This is a genomic window from Halorientalis marina (assembly GCF_023028345.1).
GTDB lineage: Archaea > Halobacteriota > Halobacteria > Halobacteriales > Haloarculaceae > Halorientalis > Halorientalis marina.
In genome coordinates this window covers 1,180,015-1,205,398 of the sequence record NZ_CP095487.1, presented here as the reverse complement: position 1 = coordinate 1,205,398, position 25,384 = coordinate 1,180,015, and the positions used below count along the sequence as shown (strand labels likewise).

The 25,384-nt window shown below is 65.0% G+C and carries 25 protein-coding genes; 12 read left to right on the top strand and 13 right to left on the bottom strand.

What is annotated here, in order from left to right:
- Positions 1 to 78: 78 nt before the first annotated feature.
- Both MUG96_RS06140 and MUG96_RS06135 read right to left on the bottom strand, forming a co-directional pair.
- The gene (locus tag MUG96_RS06140) at positions 79 to 801 is read right to left on the bottom strand and encodes a nucleotide exchange factor GrpE (protein ID WP_246987483.1); all 723 of its coding nucleotides are present in this window, start codon (positions 799 to 801) and stop codon (positions 79 to 81) included.
- Positions 802 to 895: 94 nt separating this feature from the next.
- Positions 896 to 1,525 (bottom strand): hypothetical protein, encoded by a 630-nt coding sequence (locus MUG96_RS06135; RefSeq protein WP_246987482.1) that lies wholly within the window; start codon positions 1,523 to 1,525, stop codon positions 896 to 898.
- A gap of 84 nt (positions 1,526 to 1,609) precedes the next feature.
- Here MUG96_RS06135 and MUG96_RS06130 point away from each other — a divergent pair, with 84 nt between their 5' ends.
- Positions 1,610 to 3,055, top strand: a complete 1,446-nt coding sequence (locus MUG96_RS06130) for a DEAD/DEAH box helicase family protein (RefSeq protein ID WP_246987480.1) — start codon at positions 1,610 to 1,612, stop codon at positions 3,053 to 3,055.
- A 33-nt stretch (positions 3,056 to 3,088) separates the two neighbouring features.
- Here the strand turns inward: MUG96_RS06130 and MUG96_RS06125 are convergent, their stop codons facing one another.
- The gene (locus MUG96_RS06125; protein ID WP_246987478.1) at positions 3,089 to 3,526 is read right to left on the bottom strand and encodes a hypothetical protein; all 438 of its coding nucleotides are present in this window, start codon (positions 3,524 to 3,526) and stop codon (positions 3,089 to 3,091) included.
- A gap of 131 nt (positions 3,527 to 3,657) precedes the next feature.
- Between MUG96_RS06125 and MUG96_RS06120 the strand changes: the two genes are divergently transcribed.
- On the top strand, positions 3,658 to 5,157 hold the full coding sequence (locus MUG96_RS06120) for a DUF790 family protein (protein ID WP_246987476.1): 1,500 nt from the start codon (positions 3,658 to 3,660) through the stop codon (positions 5,155 to 5,157).
- A gap of 185 nt (positions 5,158 to 5,342) precedes the next feature.
- Positions 5,343 to 6,308 carry a hypothetical protein gene (locus MUG96_RS06115; protein ID WP_246987474.1) on the top strand — a complete coding sequence of 322 codons (966 nt, stop codon included), beginning with the start codon at positions 5,343 to 5,345 and terminating at the stop codon, positions 6,306 to 6,308.
- 15 nt (positions 6,309 to 6,323) lie between these two features.
- Here MUG96_RS06115 and MUG96_RS06110 read toward each other — a convergent pair whose 3' ends face one another.
- Complete coding sequence (locus tag MUG96_RS06110) at positions 6,324 to 6,527, bottom strand: hypothetical protein (protein ID WP_246987472.1); 204 nt, start codon at positions 6,525 to 6,527, stop codon at positions 6,324 to 6,326.
- Entirely contained in the window at positions 6,512 to 6,973 is a 462-nt protein-coding gene (locus MUG96_RS06105) for an adenine nucleotide alpha hydrolase family protein (RefSeq protein WP_246987470.1), read from the bottom strand. Before MUG96_RS06105 ends, MUG96_RS06110 begins: the two co-directional genes overlap by 16 nt.
- Before the next feature lie 156 nt (positions 6,974 to 7,129).
- On the opposite strand from MUG96_RS06105, the gene MUG96_RS06100 reads away from it, so the two are divergent.
- On the top strand, positions 7,130 to 7,354 hold the full coding sequence (locus MUG96_RS06100; protein WP_246987468.1) for a hypothetical protein: 225 nt from the start codon (positions 7,130 to 7,132) through the stop codon (positions 7,352 to 7,354).
- 174 nt (positions 7,355 to 7,528) lie between these two features.
- On the opposite strand, the gene MUG96_RS06095 is transcribed toward MUG96_RS06100, so the two are convergent.
- The gene (locus MUG96_RS06095) at positions 7,529 to 8,497 is read right to left on the bottom strand and encodes a phosphoadenosine phosphosulfate reductase family protein (RefSeq protein ID WP_246987466.1); all 969 of its coding nucleotides are present in this window, start codon (positions 8,495 to 8,497) and stop codon (positions 7,529 to 7,531) included.
- 165 nt (positions 8,498 to 8,662) lie between these two features.
- Here MUG96_RS06095 and MUG96_RS06090 point away from each other — a divergent pair, with 165 nt between their 5' ends.
- Positions 8,663 to 8,911, top strand: a complete 249-nt coding sequence (locus MUG96_RS06090) for a hypothetical protein (protein ID WP_246987463.1) — start codon at positions 8,663 to 8,665, stop codon at positions 8,909 to 8,911.
- A gap of 152 nt (positions 8,912 to 9,063) precedes the next feature.
- On the opposite strand, the gene MUG96_RS06085 is transcribed toward MUG96_RS06090, so the two are convergent.
- Entirely contained in the window at positions 9,064 to 9,654 is a 591-nt protein-coding gene (locus MUG96_RS06085) for a DUF7110 family protein (RefSeq protein ID WP_246987461.1), read from the bottom strand.
- 243 nt (positions 9,655 to 9,897) lie between these two features.
- Here MUG96_RS06085 and MUG96_RS06080 point away from each other — a divergent pair, with 243 nt between their 5' ends.
- Both MUG96_RS06080 and MUG96_RS06075 read left to right on the top strand, forming a co-directional pair.
- Positions 9,898 to 10,941: an NAD(P)/FAD-dependent oxidoreductase gene (locus MUG96_RS06080; RefSeq protein WP_246987459.1), complete on the top strand. Its 1,044-nt coding sequence runs from the start codon at positions 9,898 to 9,900 to the stop codon at positions 10,939 to 10,941.
- Between the two features lie 80 nt (positions 10,942 to 11,021).
- Positions 11,022 to 12,482, top strand: a complete 1,461-nt coding sequence (locus tag MUG96_RS06075) for an amidase (RefSeq protein ID WP_246987457.1) — start codon at positions 11,022 to 11,024, stop codon at positions 12,480 to 12,482.
- A gap of 7 nt (positions 12,483 to 12,489) precedes the next feature.
- Here the strand turns inward: MUG96_RS06075 and MUG96_RS06070 are convergent, their stop codons facing one another.
- From MUG96_RS06070 to MUG96_RS06045, 6 genes are all read right to left on the bottom strand, one after another.
- On the bottom strand, positions 12,490 to 13,314 hold the full coding sequence (locus MUG96_RS06070; RefSeq protein ID WP_246987455.1) for an ABC transporter ATP-binding protein: 825 nt from the start codon (positions 13,312 to 13,314) through the stop codon (positions 12,490 to 12,492).
- A gap of 2 nt (positions 13,315 to 13,316) precedes the next feature.
- On the bottom strand, positions 13,317 to 14,387 hold the full coding sequence (locus MUG96_RS06065; RefSeq protein ID WP_246987453.1) for an ABC transporter permease: 1,071 nt from the start codon (positions 14,385 to 14,387) through the stop codon (positions 13,317 to 13,319).
- A gap of 173 nt (positions 14,388 to 14,560) precedes the next feature.
- Complete coding sequence (locus tag MUG96_RS06060) at positions 14,561 to 15,736, bottom strand: hypothetical protein (protein ID WP_246987451.1); 1,176 nt, start codon at positions 15,734 to 15,736, stop codon at positions 14,561 to 14,563.
- Between the two features lie 219 nt (positions 15,737 to 15,955).
- Positions 15,956 to 17,647: an AMP-binding protein gene (locus tag MUG96_RS06055; protein WP_246987450.1), complete on the bottom strand. Its 1,692-nt coding sequence runs from the start codon at positions 17,645 to 17,647 to the stop codon at positions 15,956 to 15,958.
- A 140-nt stretch (positions 17,648 to 17,787) separates the two neighbouring features.
- A complete protein-coding gene (locus MUG96_RS06050) occupies positions 17,788 to 18,360 on the bottom strand; it encodes a hypothetical protein (protein WP_246987448.1) in 573 nt (190 codons plus the stop codon).
- 101 nt (positions 18,361 to 18,461) lie between these two features.
- On the bottom strand, positions 18,462 to 19,061 hold the full coding sequence (locus MUG96_RS06045) for a DUF7344 domain-containing protein (protein ID WP_246987446.1): 600 nt from the start codon (positions 19,059 to 19,061) through the stop codon (positions 18,462 to 18,464).
- A 559-nt stretch (positions 19,062 to 19,620) separates the two neighbouring features.
- On the opposite strand from MUG96_RS06045, the gene MUG96_RS06040 reads away from it, so the two are divergent.
- The 5 genes from MUG96_RS06040 (at position 19,621) to MUG96_RS06020 (ending at position 25,368) form a co-directional block, all read left to right on the top strand.
- Positions 19,621 to 20,238, top strand: a complete 618-nt coding sequence (locus MUG96_RS06040; RefSeq protein WP_246987444.1) for a DUF1102 domain-containing protein — start codon at positions 19,621 to 19,623, stop codon at positions 20,236 to 20,238.
- Positions 20,239 to 20,402: 164 nt separating this feature from the next.
- Positions 20,403 to 21,416, top strand: a complete 1,014-nt coding sequence (locus tag MUG96_RS06035; protein WP_246987442.1) for a DUF1102 domain-containing protein — start codon at positions 20,403 to 20,405, stop codon at positions 21,414 to 21,416.
- A gap of 87 nt (positions 21,417 to 21,503) precedes the next feature.
- Positions 21,504 to 22,226, top strand: a complete 723-nt coding sequence (locus MUG96_RS06030) for a hypothetical protein (protein WP_246987440.1) — start codon at positions 21,504 to 21,506, stop codon at positions 22,224 to 22,226.
- Positions 22,227 to 22,447: 221 nt separating this feature from the next.
- The gene (locus MUG96_RS06025; RefSeq protein WP_246987438.1) at positions 22,448 to 24,382 is read left to right on the top strand and encodes a right-handed parallel beta-helix repeat-containing protein; all 1,935 of its coding nucleotides are present in this window, start codon (positions 22,448 to 22,450) and stop codon (positions 24,380 to 24,382) included.
- Positions 24,379 to 25,368, top strand: coding sequence for a hypothetical protein (locus tag MUG96_RS06020; RefSeq protein ID WP_246987436.1), 990 nt, complete (start codon positions 24,379 to 24,381; stop codon positions 25,366 to 25,368). The genes MUG96_RS06025 and MUG96_RS06020 overlap by 4 nt, the downstream gene beginning before the upstream one ends.
- Positions 25,369 to 25,384: the final 16 nt, after the last annotated feature.

Here is a 25,384-nt window from a genome sequence, read left to right as displayed (position 1 = left end):
GGCGTGGCCCGGAGCGGACAGGGCAGCGCACGCAGTATCGAGCGACCTCGATGCCGACGGGCTCGACCGGCAGTACGGTTACTCGTCGCCGTCGGCCGACCCCTCGCTGACCGTGACCTGGGCCGTTCGGATGACCTTCCCCGCCATCTCGTAGCCGGGCCGGTGGACCTCCGCGACGGTCCCCGCCGGCTGGTCGCTCTCGACGCGCAAGAGGACCTCGTGGCGCTGCGGGTCGACCTCGGCGCCGGGGTTCGGTTCGACTACCTCGACGTTCTCGCGGTCGAGTTCGTCGTCGAACTGTCGGAGCGTCGCCTCGATGCCGTCCCGGATGTCCGCGTCCTCGTCCTGTTCGAGTGCACGCTTGAGGTTGTCCCGGACGTCGAGCAGACGCTCGACCAGGTCCTCCGTCGCGCGCTCTTTCTCCTGCTCGCGGCGCTTTTTCATCCGCTTCTTGTAGTTCTGGAAGTCCGCCTGCTTGCGTTTGAACTTCTCCTCCAGTTCCTCGACCCGCTCCGCGCGGTTCGCCAGTTCGGATTCGAGCGTGTCCACGCGCATCCGGAGCGAGGAAATCTCCGTCGCCAATTCCTCCGGGTCGGTGTCTGCGACCCGTTCGACCAGGTCCTCGCCGACATCGGCGTCGTCGGGGACATCGTCGCCGATCACGTCGTCGAGGTCGGCGCCGCCGGTCGGCCCCGCAGCGTCGGTGGACGCCTCGGCGTCGTCCGCGTCCGCCGTCGCGTCCGCGTCGCTGTCCGGCTCGTCGGTCCCCTCGGGCGTCTCTGAGGCGTCCGGCTCGCTCATACCCGTACGAACGCGAGCGGCGTGTAAAAGGGTTCAGAAATCGGCCGCAATCGGCGGTCACGGGCGGGGTACCCCCTGACCGTCGCGTCGCCCCTCACGGCCCCGCGTCGAAGGCGCCGAGGTCGTAGGTGAGGGGGCGCCCGAACCCGGTCCACTCCCCACGCTCGTCGAGCCGATAGCGGGCGAACGGGGGATTCCGGACGAGTTCGAGCTCCACGAGCCGCCCCTGCACCGGTGTGTAGAGGTCGCCCCAGTCGACCGACCGCACGTACTCGTCGCTCCCGTCGGGATCGGGCTCGAAGACCAGTTCACCTTCCGCGTCCCGGCTGGCAGTCCCGAACTGGTACTGGTTCCAGACGGTGTACTCGCCGAAGGGCGGCTCGTCGGCAGGGTCCGGAGGGCGCCGGTACTGTGATTTGTACCGCTGGTGGCGTTCGTCGTCCCCCCAGAGGTATCCCCGCGTCAGGAGTTTGATTCCGCCGTCTGTCGTGACGCCGCCGTCGTAGTACACCTTCGCGTGGTGGTAGTCCCGCGAGTCGAACTCCTCCCGGACGACCGCGGGACCGTACACCCGCGTCCCGGTCCGCTGGTACGGCGTCTCCGTCGCGAGGGCGCGCTCGACGACCGACCGGATCGCCGCCCGGCCGCCGTCGCGGCCGTCCCGCGGCGTCGACCCCCGCCACTTCGACGGGTCGGTCTCGTTGGGATCGACGTAGTCGCCCATTGCTTGGGATTAGCTACCATAGGGAAAGTGTCTTTCGGGGCCTGCTCGGGAGCCTTTTTGTCCGCCCACGTCCTCCGTTCGAACGTGTCGGTACGGCTCCGCTACGAGGACGGGACGATCCGGATCGAGGGGTCGGTCCCGGCGGACCTTCCGGGCGTCGAGCGCGACGAACGCTCGAAGACCGCGCGGGCACCGGCCTACCGGTACGCCGCGCTCCGGCAGGCCCTCGACGAGCGCGGTGTCGAGTACGACGACCGCGTCCTCGACCTTCCCACCATCGACCCGACCTCGACGTACGAACTCCGGGACTACCAGCGGGCGGCACTGGACGCCTGGCGTGACGCGAGCGACCGGGGGAACCTCGAACTCCCGACCGGGAGCGGCAAGACCGTCATCGGCATCGCGGCCATCGAGGCGCTCGGGACGCCGACGCTCGTGGTCGTCCCGACCGTCGACCTCCTCGAGCAGTGGCAGGCCGAACTCGAACGGGAGTTCGACGTCCCCGAGTCGGGAGACTCGGGGGCTCGTCGGACGGCGGATTCGTCCGACGGTGGCCCCATCGGCCGCTTCGGCGGCGGCGAGCAACGGCAGGAGGCGATCACGGTCTCGACGTACGACTCGGCGTACCTGAAAGCCGACGACGTGGGCGACGACTTCGGCCTCGTCGTCTTCGACGAGGTGCACCACCTCGGTGGCGAGGGGTATCGCGACATCGCGCGCCTACTCGCCGCACCCGCCCGGTTGGGCCTCACCGCCACGTTCGAGCGCCCCGACGGCGCTCACGAGGCGGTCGAAGCACTGGTCGGCCCGCTCGTCCACCGCGTCGAGATCGACGATCTCGCGGGCGAGCACCTCGCCGACTACGACATCAAACGCATCCAGGTGGCCCTGACTCCCGAGGAACGCGAGGTCTACGAGCGCCACCAGGAGACGTTCACCGACTACCTGCAGGAATCGAACGTGCAGTTGCGCAGCGGGAGCGACTACCAGGAACTCGTCAAACGGTCGGGGACGGACCCGCGGGCACGCGAGGCGTTGCTGGCGAAACAGCGCGCACGCGAGGTGATGATGAACGCCGACCGGAAGGTCGAGGAACTGGCGACAATCCTCGACCGGCACCGAAACGACCGGATCATCGTCTTCACCGCACACACGGACCTCGTCTATCGCCTCTCCGAGCGATTCCTCCTGCCGGCGATCACCCACGAGACGCCGACGGGCGAGCGCCGCGAGATCCTCTCGCGGTTCCGGGCCGGCGACTACGACCGGGTCGTGACCGCGAACGTCCTCGACGAGGGGGTCGACGTACCCGATGCCAACGTTGCGGTCGTCCTCTCGGGCAGCGGGAGCGAACGTGAGTTCACACAGCGGCTCGGGCGGATCCTGCGGCCGAAGGCCGGCGGTGTCTCCGAATCCGGGGATTCGGAGGCTCGAGAGACTGCTGTGTCGTCTCTCGGTGGCCGCGCACTGCTGTACGAACTCGTCAGCGAGGAAACGGCGGAGGAACGGGTCGCACGACGGCGGCGGTAGCCGCCGATCACACGTCGACCCGCCGACGACCGCTCACTCCACGACCTCGAAGTCGAAGTTGAGACCGCCGCCGGCGTCCTGCCACCTGGCGTAGTCGACCGGGAGCGTCGCGTTGACCGCCGTCTCGTTACCGGGCCCGAGCGATAGCTCCCGCCTGTCCGCCGAGAGTTCGCCGTCGACCCGCGTCGAGACGTTCAGGACCATCGTCCGGGGTCGCTCCGCCGGATTCGCGACGACCACCTCGACGGTGAGCTGACTGGAGTCGTTGTAGACGGCGAAGTCGGTCGCCTCGAACGACGGGATCGCCGTGACCGGCCCCACGTCGCCGTCGGGCCCGGACTCGCCGCCCCCGCCCTCCGGGCCGGTCGGCGCGCGTGCGCCCGTCGGTGGATTTCCGCCGGAGCCGCCACAGCCGGCGACCGCGGCGGCCGCGAGCGTCCCCAGCGAGGCGAGGACCTGTCGGCGATGCATGTCCCCGGGTCCGACCGGGGCGGGCATCAATCTTCTCACCTGCAGCGAGTCCCGCGGCCGTTCGGCCCGGGCGAGCGGTCACACCGGGGCGGTCCACGGGGCTTACGTCGGTCCGGCACCCAGTGTCGGCCGTGCTGACGAAGGACCTGCTCCGGGTCTCTCGGGCCGGGGGTGGCTACCAGCCCCGGTTCACCGACGCGGACGACGAGCGGCTGGCCGCCCGCGTTCTCGGCACCTACCAGGGCCACGTCGGGGAATCGCGGGCGGCCCTGGACGAGGCCCTCACCGACCTCGAACGCGAGGCCGACGACTTCAAGCTCGTCCGCGGGTTCGCGAAGCTCCTCGACCGCGAGGCATCCTTCGAGACGCGAGCGCCCGTCGACCCCGAGCGCGCCCGCCGGACCGCCTTCGAGACTGCGGCGGCGGTCGGCGTCGTCACCGAAGCCGAACGGGAGGCCGCGCTCGGGCGGGCCGCCGAGCGACTGGACGCCACGCCCGAGGCGGTCGCCGAATCGCTGTACGCCGACCGCGAGCGCCGGCAGGTCCTGACCGACGCCCCCGCGCGGTGGGACCCCGCCGCGCTTCGGGAGCAGTACGACCTCTCGCTGGCGCAGACGGCGTTGTTCGACGCCGTCGAGGTGCGTATCCGCACCTCGGACCCGAAAGCCGTCGTGAGCGCAATCAAACGCCTGCGGCTGATGTACGAGATCAGGAAGACCGACCGGGGCCGAGAGTTCGTCGTCACCGGCCCGGACACGCTCTTCCGGAACTCGCGGCGGTACGGGACCGCGTTCGCACGGCTCCTCCGCTCGGTCGCGAAGACGGCGGAGTGGCACCTCGAAGCGACGGTCGACGACCGCGGTACCGAACGCGAACTCGCTCTCGACGACGGGGACGTGTCCGTGCCCGACACGGAGCCGGTCGCGGAGATGACCTTCGACAGCGGCGTCGAAGCGGACTTCGCCACGCGGTTCGCGTCGCTCGACCTCGACTGGGAGCTGGTCCGGGAACCCGAGCCGCTCGCGGCCGGCGACCGCGTCGTCATCCCCGATTTCGCCTTCGACTACCGCCACGCCGACTTCCGCGTGTTCTTCGAGATAATGGGCTTCTGGACGCCCGAGTACGTCGAGAAGAAGCTCGCGCAACTGGACGCGGTCGAGGACGTGGCCCTCCTCGTGGCCGTCGACGAGAGCCTCGGGGTAGGTGAAGAAATCGAGGCGCGCGACCACCGCGCGATTCCCTACTCGGGCACCGTCCGGCTCAAGGACGTCCGGGACGCGCTCCGGCGCTACGAAGAGCAGTTAGTCGCCGACGCCGCGGCGACACTCCCCGACGAACTCCGCCCCGAGGAGGACGTGCTCACCATCGCCGCCCTCGCGGAGCGCCACGGCGTCAGCGAGAGCGCCGTCGAGGACAAGTCGTTCCCGGCCCACGAACGGGTCGGCAGGACGCTCGTCCGGCCCGCGGTCCTGTCGGAACTCCGCGAGCAGGTGGAAGACGGCCAGTCGCTCGACACCGTCGAGGACCTGCTCGACGACTACGACATCGACGACACCGGTGCTGTGCTCTCGCGACTCGGCTACCGCGTCGCGTGGGAAGGACTCGCGGGCGGGACCGTTCGCGAGAAGTGACAAGTAGGGGAATACAAATCGGTGTTTTATTGTCGCCGAGGAGCACGACGGCGGGTGTCTCACTAGCGGTCCGTGACCCGGGACTGACAGCCCGGTCCCGCAGTCCGGCCGTCCGACCGGGTAAGATGGCTGTACGGCAGGTATCGTCCTCATAACTACTAATTCGCGCGGCGTGGCACGGAGGTATGACAGGAGAGCAAAACGACCTGAAGCGACGGCGGCTCCTCAGCGTACTCGGCAGTGGCACGGCGGGTGCGCTGGTCATCGGGACGGGATCCGCCGCCGGGGCGCCGAGTCACGGCCGCGGCGGGCCGCCCGGAGGCAACGGGGGCGGACCGCCCGGGCAGAGCGAGGACGACCCCGGGTCGCGAGGCGTCGGTCCCTGTACGTGTGGCGAGTGTCCGGAAGATACGACCTGTGGGAAGGTCGAGGGCGCACCGGAGGCCGGCGAGACGTACGAGTTCGGCTCCGGCGACGAGCGCTACGCCGTCACCATCGACAGCGTGACCGAGAAAGACGGTGACGAAGTGACCTGTTTCGAGTTCTCCTCGGACGACCGGATCGAGAAGGTGTGCGTGAAAGGCGGTCCCGACACCGCGACCTACGATTCCGACCCCGAAGGGCAGACGCTGTGTGCCCCGACGAACCCCGGCGGCCAGCAGGCCGCTATCAGCAACTTCTCGTTCTGTGGTGCGCCCCGCGACACGGTCAGATACTTCCAGGTGGACCTCGTCGGTGGCGGACCGCTCCAGGAGCTAGACCGCGAGACCGACGACACGTACAATGAGCAGGACCGGCTGCTCGAAGCGTTCGACGTAAGCTCCGAGGGCAACGTCTCCGATCCCGACGATCCGAGCGTATTCACGTACAGCGGTGACCAGAAGACGGCCAGTGTCGATGGCGAGGACTGCACCGTCTCGTGGGGCACGTTCTCGTTCGACGGTTCGGGACCAACGGTATCCGTCGACGCGACCCTGGACAGCACCACGGCGACGTCGGGGGAATGTGACGTCACGCTGGTCGCCTACGAACTTCCGGACGGAGACACGGAGGCGACGCCCGACAACCTCTCGGAACAGACGCTGGTCGACTCGCAGACCGAGACGCTTTCGGAAGGGCAAGAGTCGAACTTCGCGGTCACACTCCAGTAGCCTGGCGACCGGCCGCTACAGGTACCCAGGGTCGCGCAGGCGCTCTATCAGCCCCTGCCCTGGGCGCAGCCCTCGCAGTTCGGACGTCTCGTCGAGATCCTGTACCAACGCGGAGCAGTCGGCACGACCGCCGGACCCGCTGGCCGTCTCCACTGACCGGAACCCGCCGAAGTACTTCGGATTGACGGGCAGGTCCGTGGCCGTCAGGCCGTCGGGCAAGTCCGTTCGATCCCGGGGACGAAGCCGGTCGAGAACCCCGCAATGGTGTCGAGGACGACGAAACCCCACATCGCGTCCCAGACCGCGCGCTCGTCGAACGGGAGGATCGAATGCACGCGATCGGGTGGCGGGTACTTCTTGCTGTCGTGGCGGGGTGAAAAGAACGTTTCGTCGGGCCGCGCGTCCTGCTCGTCCCAGCACACCCCCGAGAACACGACCTCGTACCCGCCCGCCAAGGTAGCGACGTTGAGCGCGACCGTTTTCAGCAAGTTGTTACCTTTGGAGGTATCTGAAGAAAAACGAAAAGTATCACCCCTGAAGTCGCGCCGGCCGAGTTCTGGCGGATGTGTTCGGAGAGGGTAGCGACGGGTAGTACTCGGATTCCCCCCCTTATCGGTCGTATAATCGACGGTGAGGTAGTCGGGAAACAAAGGCTCGTCGGGCATTGCCGGCGGCTACGCGGGGTCGTAGTTCTGCCGGCACCAGTGGATCGACCACGTCACGGTACCGCCCACCTCGTGAACCCCCGACAACACTAATGGAGTGGTCGTTTGGTCGCGTTTCCGTGCCCTTTTCCGATGGCTCGGGAAGCCTCGGTATCGATGAACCACGACCAACGGCAGACCGAGGGCGGCAGGCGGCGCGGGCGGATGCTCGCGCGCGAGTGGACCATCGCGGCGCTGTATCACGATCCGAGCGACCACGGGATTCCCGCGCTCCCCGACTGGGCATCGGGGCGGGACGCCGCGGGCCGGTTCGCGCTCGCGGACTCGGCCGCGGACGAACCGTTCATCCTCGCGGACGAGCCGGTCGAAGTCGAGCGGTAGCGGGCGAGCGGTCCAGAAAAAGCGACCACGAAAGAGCATCCGCGCGCCGGAGGCGCGCGGTTCTCCGGATTCGCGCCGACGGCGCGAATCCGGTTTTTTTAGCGTAGATTTTTTGGCGAGTGGTTCCCGCAGGCCGACGGAGTCGGCCGAGGAAACCCGAGCCGAAAAAAGGTACTACATGTACCCGAGGTCGCGCAGGCGCTCCATCAGGTCCTCCTTGTCCTGGGCGCGGCCGGCGCGCTCGGTGGTGTTCTCCATGTCCTGCAGCCAGGCGGGCTCCTCGGCGGACTTGTCGGTCGAGACCTCGCTGCCGAGCGAGCGGAAGCCGGCGAAGTACTTCGGGCTCACGGGCAGATCCTCCTTGGTGAGGTCGCCGGGGATGTCGTCGGCCCCCTGCGGGACGTAGCCGTCCTCGGGGTAGCCCTCGACGGTCTCCGGGACCACGAAGTGCCAGTAGGCCTGCCACACGTCGGCCTCGGTGAACTGGAGGATCGGCTGGACGCGGTCGTGGGGCGGGTAGATGTCCGGGTCGTGCCGTGGCGAGAAGAACGTCTCGTCGGCGCGGGACTCCTGTTCGTCCCAGCGGATGCCCGAGAGGATGCCGTCGACGTCGTACTCCTCGATGGCGTCGTTGAGCGCGACCGTCTTCAGCAGGTGATTACCCACGTAGGTATCCAGCAGGAAGGGGAAGGTGTCCTCCTCGTACTCGAGGATATTCCGGACGTGGTGCTGGTTGTGGTCGGAGAGTTCGTCGACCGGGATGTCGTCGCCGGGGACGAGGCCGTTCTCGTTGACGTAGTCGCCGACGTCCTCGTTGCGGGCGTAGATGACTTCGAGGTCCCACTCGTCGGCCCAGTGCTCGACGAAGCCGAACAGTTCGTCGAAGTGCTGGTAGTGGTCGATGAAGACCGCCGGCGGTACCTCGAGGTCGTACTTCTCGGCGACCTCCTTGATGAAGTAGAGGACGAGCGTCGAGTCCTTGCCGCCGGTCCACATGACGACCGGGTTCTCGTACTGTTCGAGGCCGACTTTGGTGACCTCGATGGCCTTCTCGATCTTGTCGGTGATGGTCGGATAGTCGTCGGGGTTTTCGCCCTCGCCGTCGGTGTAGTCGACGTCGAGGTAGTCTGGGAAGTCTGCCATGGTGTAATGAGATATAATTAGACCCTGTAAGTGTTTTTCGGCACGAAGGTCGTATGCGAAGGAGTGTCATGGGCCGCCGGAGTACAGTGCGGTCGTCGCGGCGGCGATAGGTCCGGGCCGTCGCCGGCCCCGGGATTTACGTGGCGAGGGAGCGTCGAGGCGGGTATGAGCGACCACCAGTCGGAGCTGCGGACGGCGTTCGAGGACGCGGACTACACGGTCGAGGACGCGACGACGAACCGGAACCAGATTCGGGTCGTCCTCCGGGAGGAGGACGCGGAGGGCGAACGGCTGAAAGGCATCGTCGAGGAGACGCTCGCCGCGGACGACTTCCTCGGGACGAACGTGACGACCGAATCGGTCGAGGGCGGCACCGAGATGACGACGGTCGTGACGGTCCGGCGGCGGCCCTGAGCGGTCGCTGGGCGTCGTCGTTGTCGAGCATCCGCGCGACCACAGGGAGCGCGGTTCACTCCGACGAACGAAGTGAGTCGGAGCAGTTTTTCGCCCACGTTTTTGCCGCGAGTGGTGGCCGCAGGCCACCCGAGCGGGAAAAAGGTGGTTGGTCAGGAAATGAACTTGTTGTCGCGCCAGTTGACGCCACCGCCTTCCTGGTCCTCGTTGGGTTCCTCGACGACGTTGACCGAGGCCGGTCGGACCTCGCCGTCGACGATCCGCGTCGCGCGGAGTTCGCCGTCCACGGCCGAGACTGCCGTGAGCGTGCCCTTCTCCGCGACTTTCGCGAGTTCACAGAGGACCTCGAACATCGGGTACTGGAGCGCCGTGTTCTGGAGGACGGTCTCGCGGTCGCCCTTGAAGCAGGCGTACTCGACGAGTTCGGACTCGATTTCCTCTTCCTCGTCCTCGAGGGCACCCCACTGCGGGCCACCGCCGCCACCGCCGGGACCGCCCGGTCGGTCCTCGGGTTCTTCCTCGTAGACTCGGTTTTCCGTGATACTGGCCTTGAGCTGTGCTGTCGGCGTGTACTTGGACATGCTCTCGTCAGCGGCGATTGCGCTGATGATGAGCGTATTATTTCGACGCGTGATGTCGATGTCCTGCATCTCTACGGGGAGCTCCGGCTCCTCGAAGAACTCGTACACGTCTTCCAGCGGCAGTTCGAGCGTCGAGTGTAATCTGTAAACGCGGCTGGTCATTGTATATGGTGGCGGTGGCGGGTGGCTGACTTCTGGCTGGTCGGAAACTGTTCACCTGTATATTCGACCCCCAAGCATATATGGCCTGTCCTTCGTGTGACCCGTTCAAACTATGCGTCGCGTTAACAGCCATCAATCCGGAGTATCGGTCGTCTCCGGACCGATTCGAGCAGGGGTGGTGCAACGACTAACGTGTGGGTTACCGGACGGTTTTGTACCTCGCGTGCATAGTAGTACCCACGAATGAGCGAGTCACCGGAGTACGAAGTGGTCGTCGTCGGCGGCGGCCCGGCGGGGTTGACGGCAGCGCTGTACACGACGCGACTCGGCCACGACACGGCCGTCATCAACCGCGGCGGCGGGCGGGCCGCGATGATGAAAGACACCCACAACGTCATCGGCATCACCGAGGACGTCTCGGGGAACGAACTCCTCCAGACTGCCATCGAACAGATCAAGAGCTACGGCGCGGACTACCACCGCGACTTCGTGACCGACGCCGAACGGCTGGACGACGGCCGGTTTCGGCTGGAGGCGGGCGACGTCACCGCCGTCACGGAACGGGTCGTCCTCGCGACGGGATTCAGCGACGAGCGGCCCGACCCGCCGCTGCCCCGGACCGGATCCGGGCTCCACTACTGCCTGCACTGTGACGCCTACATGTTCGTTGACGAGTCGGTATACGTGATGGGCCACGGCGAGGCCACCGCCCACGTCGCGATGATCATGCTGAACTTCACCGACGAGGTGGACATCCTCCTGCGCGGCGACGAGCCGACCTGGAGCGACGAGACCGACGAGCAGGTCCGCGCCCACCCCATCGACATCGTCGATGCGGACGTAAGCGGCGTCGAGAACGGCGACGACGGCTGGCTCGAAGCCCTGGAGTTCGAGGATGGCACGCGCCGGGAGTACCGGGGCGGCTTCGCCATGTACGGCTCCGACTACAACACCGACCTCGCCCGGCAACTCGGCGTCGACCTGAACGACGACGGGACCGTCGCCGTCGACGACCACGGTAACACCTCCGTCGACGGCGTCTACGCGGTCGGCGACGTGATCCCGGGCCACAACCAGATTCCCGTTGCGATGGGCCAGGGCGCGAAAGCGGGCATCGATATCCACTACGGCCTGCGGACGTTCCCGATGTCGATGGCGGAGATCGAGGCCCGCGGCGGCATCGACGGCGAGGACACACCGGCCGTCTCCGACGCCCTCCGGGAGCAGGCCCGTGCCCACGAGGGCGGCGTCCCGAGCGGCGGCGACGAGGCGTCGGCCGACGACTGAACGATCACGCGGTTCGGCACTAAACGGCCTCGCTTTTTCGGCGCAAGCGTTACACGGTTTCCGTCCGCCCGTACACGGGAATGTCGACCATCACTTTCGAGTCGGCCACGGCACTGGCCGAGGCAGTCCGGACGGGGGACCGCTCGCCGGTCGAACTCGTCGACGCCTTCCTCGACCGCATCGGCGAGCGCAACGACGACCTGAACGCCTACGTGAACGTCCTCGGGGACGACGCCCGGGAGCGCGCCCGCGAGGCGGAGCGAGCCGTCGAGAACGGCGCGGACCTCGGCCCGCTCCACGGCGTTCCGGTCGCCATCAAGGACCTCCACTTCACGAAGACGGGCGTTCCGCACACGATGGGCTGTGCGCCGCTTTCCGACAACGTCGCCGCGGAGACCTCGATCATCGTCGAGCGCCTCGAAGCGGCCGGCGCCATCGTCCTCGGGACGACCAACACGCCCGAACTGGGGCACACGATGCGGACGTACAACGAACTCGTCGGGCCGACGCCGACGCCGTTCGACCCCGACGGTGAGATCAACGCCGGCGGCTCCTCCGGCGGGAGCGCGGCAGCACTCGCGGACGGTCTCTGTGCGCTCGCCACTGGGTCGGACGTCGGCGGTTCCCTGCGCAATCCCGCCTCGCCCTGCAATATCGTCTCGGTCAAGCCCACCTTCGGGCTGGTCCCGAAGGACACCCGCCCCGACGCCTTCAGTTCACACACGCCCGTCGGCGTCGTCGGCCCGATGGCCCGCACCGTCGACGACCTGGCGCTCATGCTCTCGGTCATGGTCGGCCCCGACGGTTCGGACCCGTTCAGCGTCCCGGAGCCGAGCGACGACTACCGTGCCGCGACCGACCGCGACGCCGACGAGTTCTCGGTCGCGTTCACGCCCGACCTCGATACCTTCCCCGTCCACTCGACGGTCACGGACAGCTGCCGGGACGCGATGGATGCACTCGCGGACGCAGGCGCGACCGTGGCCGACGCCGCGGTCGACGCCCCGAGCAAAGGCGACCTGAACTACGCGTACGGCTCGCAGGCGACGCCGCTCTTTGCCCTCCAGTCACGCATCCTCGACCAGGAGTTCGGCGTCGACGTGACGGGCGAGCACGCCGACCAGCTCTCGGACACCTTCGTCAACACCGTCCGGATGGGTGAGGGCTACGACGCCGTGGACTACCTCGAAACGAACCAGGTCCGCACGGAACTCTACGACGCGGTCGAGGCCGTCTTCGACGAGCACGACGCGCTCGTGATGCCGACGCTGTCGACGCCGCCGCTGACCCACGACGAGCCGTTCCCCACCGAGATCGAGGGGCAGTCGGCCGGCGGCCTCCCGATGGACTGGGGGCTCACCTGGCCGTTCAATCTGACGGGCCATCCGGTCGTGAACGCGCCTGCCGGCCTGACCGACGATGGACTCCCGGTCGGCCTCCAGATCGTCGGCCCGCGCTACGCCGAGGCGGACCTCCTGGGGATCGCTGCGGCGCTCGAAGACGCGAACCCCTGGGCCGGCGACTACCCCGGGAACCGCTGACGGTCGCTCACGACCGTCGGCCGTCCTCGATGGCGTCGAGGGTGGGCCCGTCCGTCGCGTCAGTCCCGCGTTCGAGTTCGAGGATACGGTCGACGTAGAACGCCTGGAGCGAGTCGTGCCCGGCGAGGTCGATCCGGTCGGCGGCGTCGTCGACGACGACCACGCCGTCGTGGAGGATCGTCAGCCAGTCGACGAGCGGTTCGAAGTCGACGAGGTGGTGGGTCGAGACGACGACGGCGTTGCCGGCGTCGCTGTAGGCCCGCAGGAACGAGAACAGTCGCTCCTTCGAGACGTCGTCGAGGTCGCCGAAGGGCTCGTCGAGAAAGAGCACGTCCGGTCGGTCGAGCATGGCGAGCGCGAGGTCGAGTTTCTTCGCGAAGCCGCCGGAGAGGTCCCTCGCGACGCGGTCCCGCACGCGGTCGAGACGCAGCGTCTCGACGACCTCCTCGCGCCAGGCCGCGTCGTCGGCCCCCATCAGCGCCCCGAACACGTCGAGGTTCTCGTCGACAGTCAGCCCGCGGTAGAAGTTCCCCCGCTGGAACCCACAGCCGACGCCGCCCTCGGGCAGCGACACCGCCCCCGCGGAGGGCTGTGTCAGTCCGAGGACGATCCGGAGCAGCGTCGACTTCCCCGAACCGTTCGGGCCGACGAGACAGTGGAAATCGCCCGCCCCGACGGTCAGGTCGATACCGTCGAGCGCGACGACCCCGCCGTAGGTCTTCTCGACACCGCGGAGCGTGAGGATCGCACGCTCGTCGTCGCTCGCCCGGTCGCCGGTCGTCGAGTGCCCGTTCGTCGCGTCGCCGTCGAGTTCGTCGCGTGGTCCCGTCATGGTCACCTCGTTCGCTCGTAGCGGATGATCGAGAGTTTCAGTAGCACGGCGGTCGCCGCCGTGAACCCGACGAGCACGAGGAGCCAGTCGGTAAAGAGCGTGACGCTCACGTCTTTCATCGAGAGGCTCCGGGCCATGATCATCGAGTAGTGAAGCGGCATCAGTCGCGCGATCTCCTGTCTGAGCGGCGAGAAAAAGCCCACGGGATAGACGAGACTGGAGAAGGTGAGCACCGCGAACAGGGCCGCGACGTTGACGAACCGGCCGACCGTCGAGAAGTCCGTGAGGATCATGATGCTCATGCTGATGGCGGTGAGATAGACGAACGTGAGCAGGAACACCCCGACGACCGACGGGGACAGAAGCGTCACGCCGTAGTCCAGGTACCACGCCGTCGCCGCGAACGAGAGTATCGGCAGGCACATCAACGCCGTGAAGTAGCCGATCTTCGTGACGATGACCTCCTCCAGTGATGCCTCTACCAGCAGGCGTTCCAGCACGTCCGACTCCCGTGCGAGGTTGTAGGGGACGTAGGTGAACGCGAACAGCAGGAGCATCCCCATCAGAAACACGGGGATGAGGTACTCCGAGAGGGTGTAATCGGCCCCCATCACGACACGCTCAACGGACACGTCGGCCGGGAGGTTCTCGTTCAGGTAGAACGCCATGATTCCCCGGATCGCCTTCGACGGCTCGCCGAAGGGAACGATGCTCCCGTCGACGTACAGCGAGAACGTCGCGTTCTCGGTCGACTCGTCCAGGATACCGGGTGGCACTTCGAGCACCGCGTAGACGCTCTCGCGTCTGAGCGCCGTCATCGCCTGGGACCGATTCTCGTAGACCTCCGGGTCGGCGAACAGCGACGCGCCGCCGGTGATGATGTCCATCCCGTTCTGGGAGACGTTCTCGTTCTCCGGGACGATGGCGATGGGCGCGTCCTCGGGCACGACGGTCTGGAAGGCAACGGTCGTGTAGGCGAAAAACGACGGGAGGAGGACCAACAGGAGGAGGAGGACGAGGATCCTGTGACGGCTCCACAGGACCTCTTTTTTGAAAAGCGACGGGAGGTTCATCGCGGTCGTCCGCGGTATCCGTGGCGGGGGGACTTGAGCCTGCTGTTAGCGTCCCGAAACGACGAAGCGACACACCGGCTGGACCCGACTGGAATGCGTCGAGCTGGCGGCCCCCCAGTCCGGCACCCGAACGAGTGGACGCAAAAATATCCGATTCGGTGGTGACAGCCGTCTCAGGCCGGGTTCGCGGCGGGCGCCTCGACGGCACCGTAACTCTCGGCGGGACCGGCGACGCTGCTACTGAAGCCGCCGGCACCGCCACCGCCGAAGCCGCCCATCATCGGCCCGATGCCTTCGAGCCCGTCGGCGATGGTATCCACGTCGGCCTCGAAGGTGACGACGGCCGTCGAGCCGTCCTGCGACGTTTCGACGCTTTCCACCAGTGCGACCACGTCGTCGTCCTGAACGCTCTCTTCGACGGACGCGGCGGCGCCGTCGATCTGGTCGACGATGTCCTCGGCGTCACTGGAATCGCCGGTCACCATGCGGACCTCCATGCCGACGGTCTCGCTCCCGGAGGAGTAGTACGATCCGGCCACGACGTCCACGTTCTCGGCGGACTGTGAGGCCATCCCGGAGCCGACCTGGTCCTCGGGCAGGGTCGACGCGAACTTGACCATCCCGTCGCGGGCGCTGTCGTACGCGTTCCGGAGGTCACCGCTGAAGGAATCCTCCTCGCCGGCGTCCACGTCGAGGGCGTCCTTGACCGCGTCCTCGCTACCGACGACGTACTGGCCCTCGGAGATGACGCCGATGTAGGTCGGGTTCTCCGTGTCCTGGCGGAAGTCGTCGACGTCGTCTTCCTCGGGTTTCTGGATGTAGATCGTGTACCCCTCGTACTCGTCTTCCTCGTAGACCGTGGTGGCGTCGCCGCTCGGCGCCTCCTCGGCCGCGTCGACGAAGTCGTCCTCGGCCCAGCTCGACTCGATCAGAGCCGCGCTGTAGCCGGCACCCGAAATCTGGGAGGCCGGACTCCCTGCTCCGTCCTCCGGATACTGACCGAAGACGACCACGCTATCGAACTCGTCGTAGCTCAACCCGTACTCGTCTTCGAAGCTCTCGCGTAACGCCTCCGAATCACTCGACTCGCCCGCGCCCGCTACTGCACCTAACTCCTCTCCGAGGGCCTGTGTCGCCTCGTCGTCGGCGAGCGACGAGTCGACGTACATCACCAGGTCCACGTCTTCGGGCACGGTGTCGACCATCCCGCTCGACCCGCCGACGAACGGCACGTCACCACCCGTCGCGGCGTACGCGGCACCGCCGCCGCCGACGATGACCAGCGCCGCGACCGCGATCTTCGCTTTCCCGGCCAGCAGTCCGCCACCGGCCGCGCCACCTACCGACATACGACACCTCCTCGACGGTCGGCCACACACCCATCGTCCCACTGTCGAGCAGCTAACCTGTCACGTGACTTCATACACTCTGTGCACTTTCTCGGTTGGTATATATGTTGTCCCTCAGTATCTCGGTCACCGCGCCCGAAGGGGGCGCAGGGGTGCGCAACCCCCCGATACCGGGCCGAAGAGAAGTGTAAGCGGAAATTACGAATCGGGGCAGGTCCGTCAGCCCTCGTGGCGGGACTTCAGTTCCTGCTTGTCGGTCTTGCCCACGTCTGTCAGCGGAATCTCGTCGACGATGTGGATCTCCTCGGGCATGGCCTGCTTCGGCACTTTGCCTTCGAGGTGGTCGCGGACGTCACCCTCGGTCAGATCCCCGTCGTAGTTCGGGTCCGGTTCGGCGTAGATGACGACGATCTCGCTGCCCGGCCGCTCGGGGTCGGGTGCGCCGATGGTCGCCGGGCGGTGGACGCCCGGATGCGAGAACAACACCTCGTCGACCTCCTCGGAGTAGACCTTCAGTCCCGAGACGTTGATCATGTTCTTCACGCGGTCGACGATGTAGAACCGCCCCATCGGGTCGACCTTCGCCACGTCGCCGGTCGAGACGAAGCCGTCCTCGTCGAAGGGATTCTTGTCCTCGTCGAGGTAGCCCTTCATCCGCTGTGGCCCGTTGAGCAGGAGTTCGCCCTCCAGTTCCTCGTCGATGGCCTTCCCGATGGGGATCTCCTCGTCGGTGTCGACGTCCCGGAGTTTGACCTCGGTGTCGGGCGCGGGGACGCCGATGGTCGGCATGTCGAAGCCCTGTTCACGGGTGTCCTGGCCCACGAGCATATCCTGCAGGCCGCGGACGTTGAAGTGCGTGATCGGGGACATCTCCGAGAGGCCGTAGCCCTGGGATACGCCCTTCGATTTCTCCTCGAACTGCTCTTTGGTCTCGGTCGCCAGCGGCGCCGACCCCGAGAGGCCGATGATGTCCTGTTCGAGGTCCTCGTTGACGATGTTCATGAACTGGGTGGGGACCCCGAGCATGACCAGCGGTTCGTAGTCCTCGATGAGGTCGACCATCATCTCGGTGTCCCGCGCGTCGGGCACCATCAGGATGTCCAGCGATAGCTCGACGAGCGAGTGCATCACCGAGTAACCGTAGGCGTGGTACATCGGCAGGGCCATGACCGCGGCCTCGCTGCCCCGCATCATGTCCGCCATCCGCGACTGGACCGCGACGCCCTGCAGGGAGTTGGCGACGAGGTTGCGATGGGTCAGCTGACACCCCTTCGGCAGCCCCGTCGTTCCCCCGGTGAACAAGAGCGTGTGGACGTCCTCGGTCACGTCGAACTCGATCTCGGGCGGGTCCGGGTCGGCGGCCTCGATCACGTCGGTCAGCCACTCGATGCCATCGATCTCCTCGTGGGATTCCGGCGGGTCCGAGCCGTAGTCCTCGACCTCGGTGAGGATGACGTCGGTGAGGTCGAGTTCCTCCTTCAGGCTCATGATGAGATCGCGGTGCTTGTCCTGCCCGATCAGCACTTCGGGCTGGCCCTGTTCGAGCCGGTAGATCAGGTCCTCCTCGGCGTCGAGGAAGTCGTTCGGGATGTGGACGCCCCCGGCCCGCGAGATGGCGTTCTCGGCGATCACGAACTGGACCGAGGTCGGCAGCACTGTCGCCACGCGACTCCCCTTCTCTACCCCCCGTTCGCGGAGCGCCGTCGCAAGGCGGTCGACCTGGTTCGTCAGTTCGGTGTAGGGGTGTTTCTTCCCCATCTGGACGATCCCCTGTTCCGGGTTCTCCTCGGCGGCGTCGTAGAGGAACCCGTGAACCGGCTCGTCCGGATACGGCTCCAGCGTCTCCGGCACCCCGAACTGCTCGTACTCCCTGAACCACGGTCGCTCCGGCGTCTGTCGTGTCTCGGACATTCGTATTCGTCATGATCTTCTCTTCAAATAAAGGCGTCCGCGGCCATAGACGGTGGTTGAAGTGGCCTTGCTGATCGTTATCAGTAGTCTAATCAGCCAGTGAAAACACTCGAATACGGCCCACCGAAGCCGATCAGCAGCTACGGACTGTTGACGATGTAGTCCCCGTTACCGGTCCACGGTGGGTCAGTGACCTCGATACCGGGCCGCTTTCCGCCCGAGTTACCGCAGTTTGTGTTCTCGAAGTCGAAGTTGGGATTCTTATAAGCGCGTCCATCAACGCGGACACCGACTAAGGGCCCACCACCCTGGCCGTTTCCTTGGCTATACAAGACAGTCTGTTCTATCGTTTTATCGGTATCGACACGGCCACAGCCACGGAAGGTCGGCGTCTCTTCGGGGTCGATACACGTCACCGTAACCTCCTCGTTTTTCGTGACCTCAATCGTTTCCCCGCTGGCTGCTATTTCGAGTGTTACTGATTCACCCTCATCACCGGTCGCTTCCTCACACACGACCTCGACATCGCCGTCTACTTCGTCCGAGTCGTAACTGATCGGCGCGTCGTTGGGGAGACTTACCGAGTCGACATCCACCTCTTCAGGGAAGTTGTCTGTAAGTTCCAGAAGGGAGAACGAACCGCCGCCGACGGTTCCCTCTGTTTCGACGACGGTGACACCGAGATACGCCCGCTGGTCGCTCGCGACGCCCACGGAACTGGCCCGGCTCGCGTCGACCGACGAGAACGCACCCGACCCGGTAGCCAGTAGCGCCGCGGCGACGATCAACGCGAGACTGGCGTACCGGAGTCGGCTCATCGGTCCCTGACCTCCGGCGGGCGCTCCCGTTCGCCGAGTCGCTGCGAGGAGTCGTGGTAGACATGGACCGCCGCCGAGACCACGAGCGTCGTAACCACGAACGCCGCCAGCGCGACGGCCGAGAGCGCGCCGAACGGCGGCACGCCCGCAGCCGCGGCGGCGACGAGCCCGGCGTCGACCGCACCGAGCGCGAGGTAGTACTGGCTCCAGGGCACGTCTTTCCCTTCGACGACCTCCAGGTACACGTCCAAGTTCGCCGCGCTCTCGTCGAGTTCGATCTCGCCCGCCCGTTCGTCGTACTCGACGATCCCGCGCTCCGCCATCTTCGGCAGGTGGTGGGACTGCAGAGACGTGTACACGCGCTTGCGCTCGGCCGAATCGACCTCGTCGAGTGACGTCTCGTTCTCCCAGGACGCCACGCGCTCGGAGAGCTCGCCCAGTTCGACCCGCTCGTTCCTGTGTTTCAGGTAGTGGAGCGTGAACCGGCGGCGCTGGTTGCTCAGTACCTCGAACACCTCGTCGGTCGATACATCGTCCGATGTCGCTTCGTCTGCTTCGATTCCATCCGTCGACGACGGTTGCCTTGCTTTGCTCACTGTGGATACCCCCGGGTTCGGGTGACTGCTCAGTCAGTCCGCTGCGATCCGAACGCCGAATCGCCGACAACTCCGCTCGTCGGTCGCCCACCTCCATGGTCGACCGCGTCGTACCCCACCGCCTCGGACCCGCCGGCCCGAATTAGTGTGGTTTCCTTGTTGGTTGGTATACATAAAATGGTTTTCGGTAGTAAACTAGTGTTCACACGTAGCCAGTTGGGATCGATAGCTCGGCGGTCGTTTCGGGTTCCGGTTCCGGAAATTAATGATGGGGTAACCGGTTCGATGCCGATCCGCGTTACAGCCGTTGATATTCACAGCGGGACCCGGATACCTTCTCGTGGATTTCGAATTATCAGATTTTTCACCTAGTCACGGAACCTCCGCCGTGTATCGAGTCGTTACGGAGTGGATGGGAGTCTTGGAACCGGTCCACTGGTCGATTGACGGGCTACAGTCCTCGTTTGAACCCCGCTCAGTCGTGTTAATACAATGGGGTAATGGGGTGTGGTTGGAAGTGAGCGTGACCCGCCCTGGGGGTGGGCACGCGTGAACGACTATGGAACGACGCAAATTCCTGATCGGCGCGGGATCGCTCGCCGCCGGCTCGGCGGCTGCAATGGGTACAGGCGCGTTTACGAGTGTGCAAGCCAACCGTGATATTGAGGTCAGCGTTGCAGACGACGCTGATGCACTGCTTGCAATGTCGCCAAGTGGTGGCGAAAACGGTGATTACGCCGTTGTGAATGATGACGGGACTATTGGCATCGACATTAGCGACGATAATCCGAGTAATCCCAGCGAGTTCGAGGGAGATGGTGTCAATGAAAACGCCTATACAAATATCCTTAACGTGTTTACTATCACCAATCAGGGCACGCAGGACGTGACCGTTTGGGCCTCTGGTATTGGCGCAAACTTGGGAGGGGCGTCATATGATCCAGACAGATACGTGGACCTTGTCGCCACAGACCTGCCAGGCCAGAGCGGTTCAGTGAGTCTGACCGGTGGTGGGTATTCAGGTACAATCCCTGATGACCTGAACGATGACTGGGTGCTTGAACCAGGCGAGAGTTTCGATGTTGGGATCTACATCGACACGACGAGCGATGGTTCCGATGAACTTGATTACGATGAAGTGACGATTCACGCGGACGCAGAGGCGGGCTCGTTGTAAAAGGCCCGTATCTAGGTCAAGTATCACCAAACAAAGTATACAATCTCCCACACCGGTGTAACATTGCCTCAAAGACAATGTGACGGCGGTTCGATTCCGCCGGTGGGTTTCACCCCAGGTGGGGGTACCACATGAAACGACGCAAATTCATCCTCGGAACGGGCGTGTTCGCGGCGGGATCAGCCGGTGCTATCCAGACCGGCGCATTCACCAGCGTCAGCGCCCAACGAGATGTCGAGGTCGCAGTTGCTAGTGACGAATCCGCACTGCTCCGGCTCGCACCGTGTTCGGGGAGTCCAAACCGTGGCTACGTTACCGGCACCGACGACGGTCAGCTGTCGCTCGCGCTTTCGTCGGACAACCCAACGGATGAGGGCGGTGAGGGAGTCAACCCCGACGCGACGACGGTCATCAACGACGTATTCGAGATTTGCAATCAGGGTACCCAGCCAGTCGGAGTCTGGTTGAACATCGATCCCGTCCAGAACGGGAACGGCGATGACGCCATCAGCCTCTATCAGGACGGCGATCAGAGCCTGCCGATCGTCGGACAGGACAACGCAGTTTGTCTTGGTGTTGGTGACTGTGTCTGTATCGGGATCGTAACCCGGACACAGGGAATCGATGCCGATACGAACCTGTTGAACAAGGTCGCGGGCGACAGCGAGATGGTTGTAAACGCCGACGCGGACGTATCGTGTTCCCCACCGCTAAGTGGCGAGCCACGTCGGTTGGACACCGGTACTGCTGACTGGAAGGTAACAGAGCTTCCGTCCGAGGTATCTCCGCCGTCCGGCGAGTCACTGTCCTACGACGCGCGGGTCGTCAACCCGCCATCAGCTTGGGACACGTCGAATACAGCCGAGTGGGTCGATCCATTCGGCGACGGTGGCCTCCAAGGCGACCCGGTCGGCGACTACGCCTACGAGCTCGACTTCGAGGTTGTCGCAGGTTCACGAGAGCTCGTAATTGAGGCATACGGTGCAGACAATCCAGTCGAGTTCTTCCTCGATGGGACCTCAATCGGTGGCTTCCCTGGAGAGGAGGCGTACGACCCACTTCGGTCTGATATACCGAATCAGACGGTGTTGGGAGGAAATCATACCCTGCGAGCCGAAGTCGAGAACCAGGACCAAGGGAGTCCGACTGGGCTGCTGGTCGCGGCGAAGTTCGAATAGACGCGTAACCACCTCAACCCACGACGGCGCACGGCGGTTCGATTCCGCCGGTGGGTTTCACCCCTGGTGGGGTAGGCAGGAGAAAAGATGAAACGACGCAAATTCCTGATCGGCACGGGTGCACTCGCCGCCGGCTCGGCAGCAGCAGTCGGGTCGGGGGCGTTCACGAGCGTCAGTGCCGCCCGAACTGTCGACGTCAACGTTGCTGGCGATGATTCGGCGCTACTGGCACTGGCACCTTGCGACGGACCGAACGGCGAGTACGCGACGGCCAACGGAGCTGATCCTGGCGGGGACAACAGCGACGCACTCGACGAAATCGGCAGTGACTACCAGTTCGAACTCAACATTCCGAACCTCAACCCGAACGCGTTCACGCGGATCGACAACGTGTTCGAAGTCACGAATCAGGGCACACAGCCCGTCGTGGTGTACATTCAGGAGGACGGGGCCAACACTGTCGCGGCTGACATCGGTGTCAAAGAGGACGAACTTACCGGTACCAGTCTTCCCACGGAGGATGACGGACCGAGTGGCAACGGCATCGACGGCCCCGATGTCTACGACGTTTCGGACCCGGGCAGCCCGGGATACGGTAATCTCGGGATCAAAATCGACGAAGGCGAATCGGTCAAGTTGGGAGTGTACGTGGACACGTCTGACACGAACGTCAACGATGGTGTCAACGAGAGTCCGGACCGCGATTCGCTCGGGGCTGGCGAGGAGATCTGGGATCGTCTCGAGATATTCGCCGACGCCAACGCGGCCGAAGACGGTGATTTCGAGTTCATAGAGGCGAATTCGAATTAGGGGTTCGAGTCAAACGTAGCCACGAGCGCCGGATTGGTCGAAAACTAGCCCATGAAGGTATCTGCCGCATGGATCGATCGGAACGAGATACGACATGGAGAAAGACAACGGACCCTACGATTACGACTTCGGCGACATGACTGTCCGGCAGGAACGATCGTTACCATCGCCCACGCAGGCGCGCACGGCGGTTCGATTCCGTCGGTGGGTTTGAGGCGAAGATGAGACGACGCAGACTCCTGGCGGGGCTGGGGGGCCTCGCTGGGGCTGGCGGGATCGTCGGGACCGGAGCGTTCAGTAGCGTCAGCGCACGGCGGGACGTGACGGTGGCCGTCGCGGACGACGATGCAGCGCTCCTGAAACTCACACCGTCGGGCACGGCCAACGGCGTCTTCGCGGAACAGTTGGACAGCGGCGTGCTCGCGCTGGACTTCGACGAGACCGACGCCGGTGGGACGGGACTCGGAACCGACTCCGTCTACGACTTCGACGACGTGTTCCGGGTGACGAACCAGGGCACACAGCCCGTCTACGTCTGGGGGACATTCGGTGGCGCGTCGGGGAACTTCACTCCGAGCGGCTCCGGGACCGACATCTGGCTGTATCCGAACGGGAACAGCGGGACGAAACTCCGGGACGACAGCGACAGCGTGATCAGGCTCGATGTCGGCGAGACCGTAAACATCGGCGTCCACGTCGACACCCACGACGTGACGAGCGATCAGGAGCTGACGATGACGATCCACGCCGACGCCGAGCGGCCGAGCGGGGCGCCGGGGACCACCAGACCCTACCCGCCGATCAACGTCTCGAAAGCGGGCGAACCGACGCGGTACTTCCACACGATTCCGACGGCCGCCGAGTACGCGAGCGGTGGCGAGGACGTGGTGATAGGAATCGAGGAGGGAACCTATCCGAGAAAAGAACCGGCATTCCGCGTTACCGACCCCAGTAACAGCCGAAATTGGGTCGAGTACGTCCTGTCGCCGGATTCGAATGTCGAATTCACGTCCCAGACCGGTTCGTCGGTCGCGATTCAGTGGGACAGCTATGGAGTGGTGCCGAGCACGGATTGGATCGCGACGATCGATGATGGTGGAGAATCGGCGACTATCGCGTTGGCGGACCTGTTCGACCCCTCCGCGGCGACGGCGAATTCTATCACGTACACGACCAATTCGAAGACGATCGAACTCACTGGCGAGAGCGACGGGGAACGCGACGCCATCGAGTTCACACGCTCGGGAACGGACGAGACGCTGGCGATCGAACCGTCGAGTTCGGGTGACTCGGTCGCTGGTATCACCCTAACGAGTAGCGACGCCACGGTGACGCTCACGGCAGCCAATCAGGTCGAGAACGCGCTGTCGAGATTGGGGCCGGGGCCGGAGACGGTATCAATTACAGTACCGGACACGCTGGAGGTCAGGGGTGAGGGAGGTGCTCCGTCGATATCTCATCAAATAAAGGTTGTCGCAGAGTCATCGGAAAAGCGGATCGAGTTCTGCGACCTGACGTTCGGAGAGACACCCTCTAGTGCCCACAGTTCGATAGAAATCGAAGCGAACGGGAGCGGTACGGTTACCGACCTGCGCATGATCCGTATCGAATTGGAAAGGGTCCAAGATGTTACGGACGGTGTCCTCGTTACGGACACGATTCGAGGGCTCCAGATAGAGAGCTGTACGTTCGAGGGAAGACAGGGTGGGTTTGTCGTGCAGGGAGGTTTTGGTGGCGATTCGACCACGTCGGAGTTAGAGATACGGAACTCGGTGGTCAGAGACAATCAAAACGGGATGGTCTTCCAAGACGTTCAGGAAGGCTACATTTGGAACACCGACTTCGTCGACAACGAGTACGACGGATTGCGGATGGACGATCCCGATGCGGTCGGCATGGAGGGGTTGACCGTGGACGGAAACGAGACTGGAATCGATTTCGACGGGGACATCGCGAGTGTTGACGATAAGACCCCTCTAGCTGACCAAATCGAATCGAACGTCAGTGACGACACAAAAGGGAAGACGGGGATCGTTGATTCGACCTTCACTGACAACGGCATAGCAATTGAGGGGGACTTGTTCGCTGGTGACATGCCCGTCGAGAACTGCGAATTCGAATCGAACGGAAGCAATAGTGACATAAAACACATATGAACCGTCGACGCCTCCTCGCAGTCGCTGCACTCCTCGCTGCGGGGAGCCTGCTCCTGCCCTCGATGGCGGCGCCGCTGACTGGGGACGGTGATGCCGTCCGAGATACCGAGGTCGTTCTAGAACCCCATCCCGGGCCCAACGGCGCGTACGCGGTGATGGAAGACCGGAACGGCGACGGCGAGGAAGAACTGTCCCTACAGTTCACCCGGGCCAACACCGACGTGGAGGGTGACGGTGTCAACGCCGGCACCGTCACGCCCGTCCACCGCGTGTTCACGATCACCTACACCGGCGACCAGTGGGCGGAGGTGTATCTGACCGACGACAACGACGACGTCACGTTCTACCAGGGAGACGACACGGACGAGAGCCTGGAGGGAGCGGAGAACGCCGTCGAACTGGGCCCGGAGGAGAGCGTCGCTGTCGGCGTCCTGATCGACGCCACGGACGGGACGAACATCGAGAACGTCGACGGCTTCACTGTCCACGCGAACGTCACCGAACCCGGTGACGTGGAGACGGCGAGCGAACCGACCACGACAGAGGCGACCACCACGGAGACGGACACGACGACCACCGAGACCGAAACGACCACAGAGACCGACGATGGAGGCGGTGGTGGTGGCGGCACCGGAGAGACCAATATCCAGTCGCTCCCGACGCCCACCGATACGCCGACCTCGGACGACGATGAGGGTTCGGCGACCGATACGACGACTACGGCGACCACGACAACCGACACCGAACCGAGCGGGACCGGCACCAACGGCGAGACGGCGGTGAACACGACCACCGTGACCGCAGCGGAACCACCGGGAACGACCACGACCGACGGGGCGTTCACGGCGGCGAATCCTGCACGGGACACCGATACCGGACAGAGGGCGTCCCTGGTACTGGGTGAGATTCCGTGGTGGCTCGTTTTGTTGATCCTGCTGCTTGCCACCTCGACTGCGGGGCTGTGGTATTACGCAACGGGTGAGTGAGGTGTCGGACCGTGAC

Bases quoted from the DNA above. Each gene is read 5' to 3' on its own strand.
- MUG96_RS06080 (WP_246987459.1), top strand. From the start codon at position 9,898: ATGAGCGAGTCACCGGAGTACGAAGTGGTCGTCGTCGGCGGCGGCCCG.
- MUG96_RS06090 (WP_246987463.1), top strand. From the start codon at position 8,663: ATGAGCGACCACCAGTCGGAGCTGCGGACGGCGTTCGAGGACGCGGAC.
- MUG96_RS06025 (WP_246987438.1), top strand. From the start codon at position 22,448: ATGAGACGACGCAGACTCCTGGCGGGGCTGGGGGGCCTCGCTGGGGCT.
- MUG96_RS06135 (WP_246987482.1), bottom strand. From the start codon at position 1,525: ATGGGCGACTACGTCGATCCCAACGAGACCGACCCGTCGAAGTGGCGG.
- MUG96_RS06100 (WP_246987468.1), top strand. From the start codon at position 7,130: ATGAACCACGACCAACGGCAGACCGAGGGCGGCAGGCGGCGCGGGCGG.
- MUG96_RS06030 (WP_246987440.1), top strand. From the start codon at position 21,504: ATGAAACGACGCAAATTCCTGATCGGCACGGGTGCACTCGCCGCCGGC.
- MUG96_RS06040 (WP_246987444.1), top strand. From the start codon at position 19,621: ATGGAACGACGCAAATTCCTGATCGGCGCGGGATCGCTCGCCGCCGGC.
- MUG96_RS06085 (WP_246987461.1), bottom strand. From the start codon at position 9,654: ATGACCAGCCGCGTTTACAGATTACACTCGACGCTCGAACTGCCGCTG.
- MUG96_RS06055 (WP_246987450.1), bottom strand. From the start codon at position 17,647: ATGTCCGAGACACGACAGACGCCGGAGCGACCGTGGTTCAGGGAGTAC.
- MUG96_RS06070 (WP_246987455.1), bottom strand. From the start codon at position 13,314: ATGACGGGACCACGCGACGAACTCGACGGCGACGCGACGAACGGGCAC.
- MUG96_RS06125 (WP_246987478.1), bottom strand. From the start codon at position 3,526: ATGCATCGCCGACAGGTCCTCGCCTCGCTGGGGACGCTCGCGGCCGCC.
- MUG96_RS06075 (WP_246987457.1), top strand. From the start codon at position 11,022: ATGTCGACCATCACTTTCGAGTCGGCCACGGCACTGGCCGAGGCAGTC.
- MUG96_RS06115 (WP_246987474.1), top strand. From the start codon at position 5,343: ATGACAGGAGAGCAAAACGACCTGAAGCGACGGCGGCTCCTCAGCGTA.
- MUG96_RS06095 (WP_246987466.1), bottom strand. From the start codon at position 8,497: ATGGCAGACTTCCCAGACTACCTCGACGTCGACTACACCGACGGCGAG.
- MUG96_RS06060 (WP_246987451.1), bottom strand. From the start codon at position 15,736: ATGTCGGTAGGTGGCGCGGCCGGTGGCGGACTGCTGGCCGGGAAAGCG.
- MUG96_RS06140 (WP_246987483.1), bottom strand. From the start codon at position 801: ATGAGCGAGCCGGACGCCTCAGAGACGCCCGAGGGGACCGACGAGCCG.
- MUG96_RS06105 (WP_246987470.1), bottom strand. From the start codon at position 6,973: ATGCCCGACGAGCCTTTGTTTCCCGACTACCTCACCGTCGATTATACG.
- MUG96_RS06020 (WP_246987436.1), top strand. From the start codon at position 24,379: ATGAACCGTCGACGCCTCCTCGCAGTCGCTGCACTCCTCGCTGCGGGG.
- MUG96_RS06065 (WP_246987453.1), bottom strand. From the start codon at position 14,387: ATGAACCTCCCGTCGCTTTTCAAAAAAGAGGTCCTGTGGAGCCGTCAC.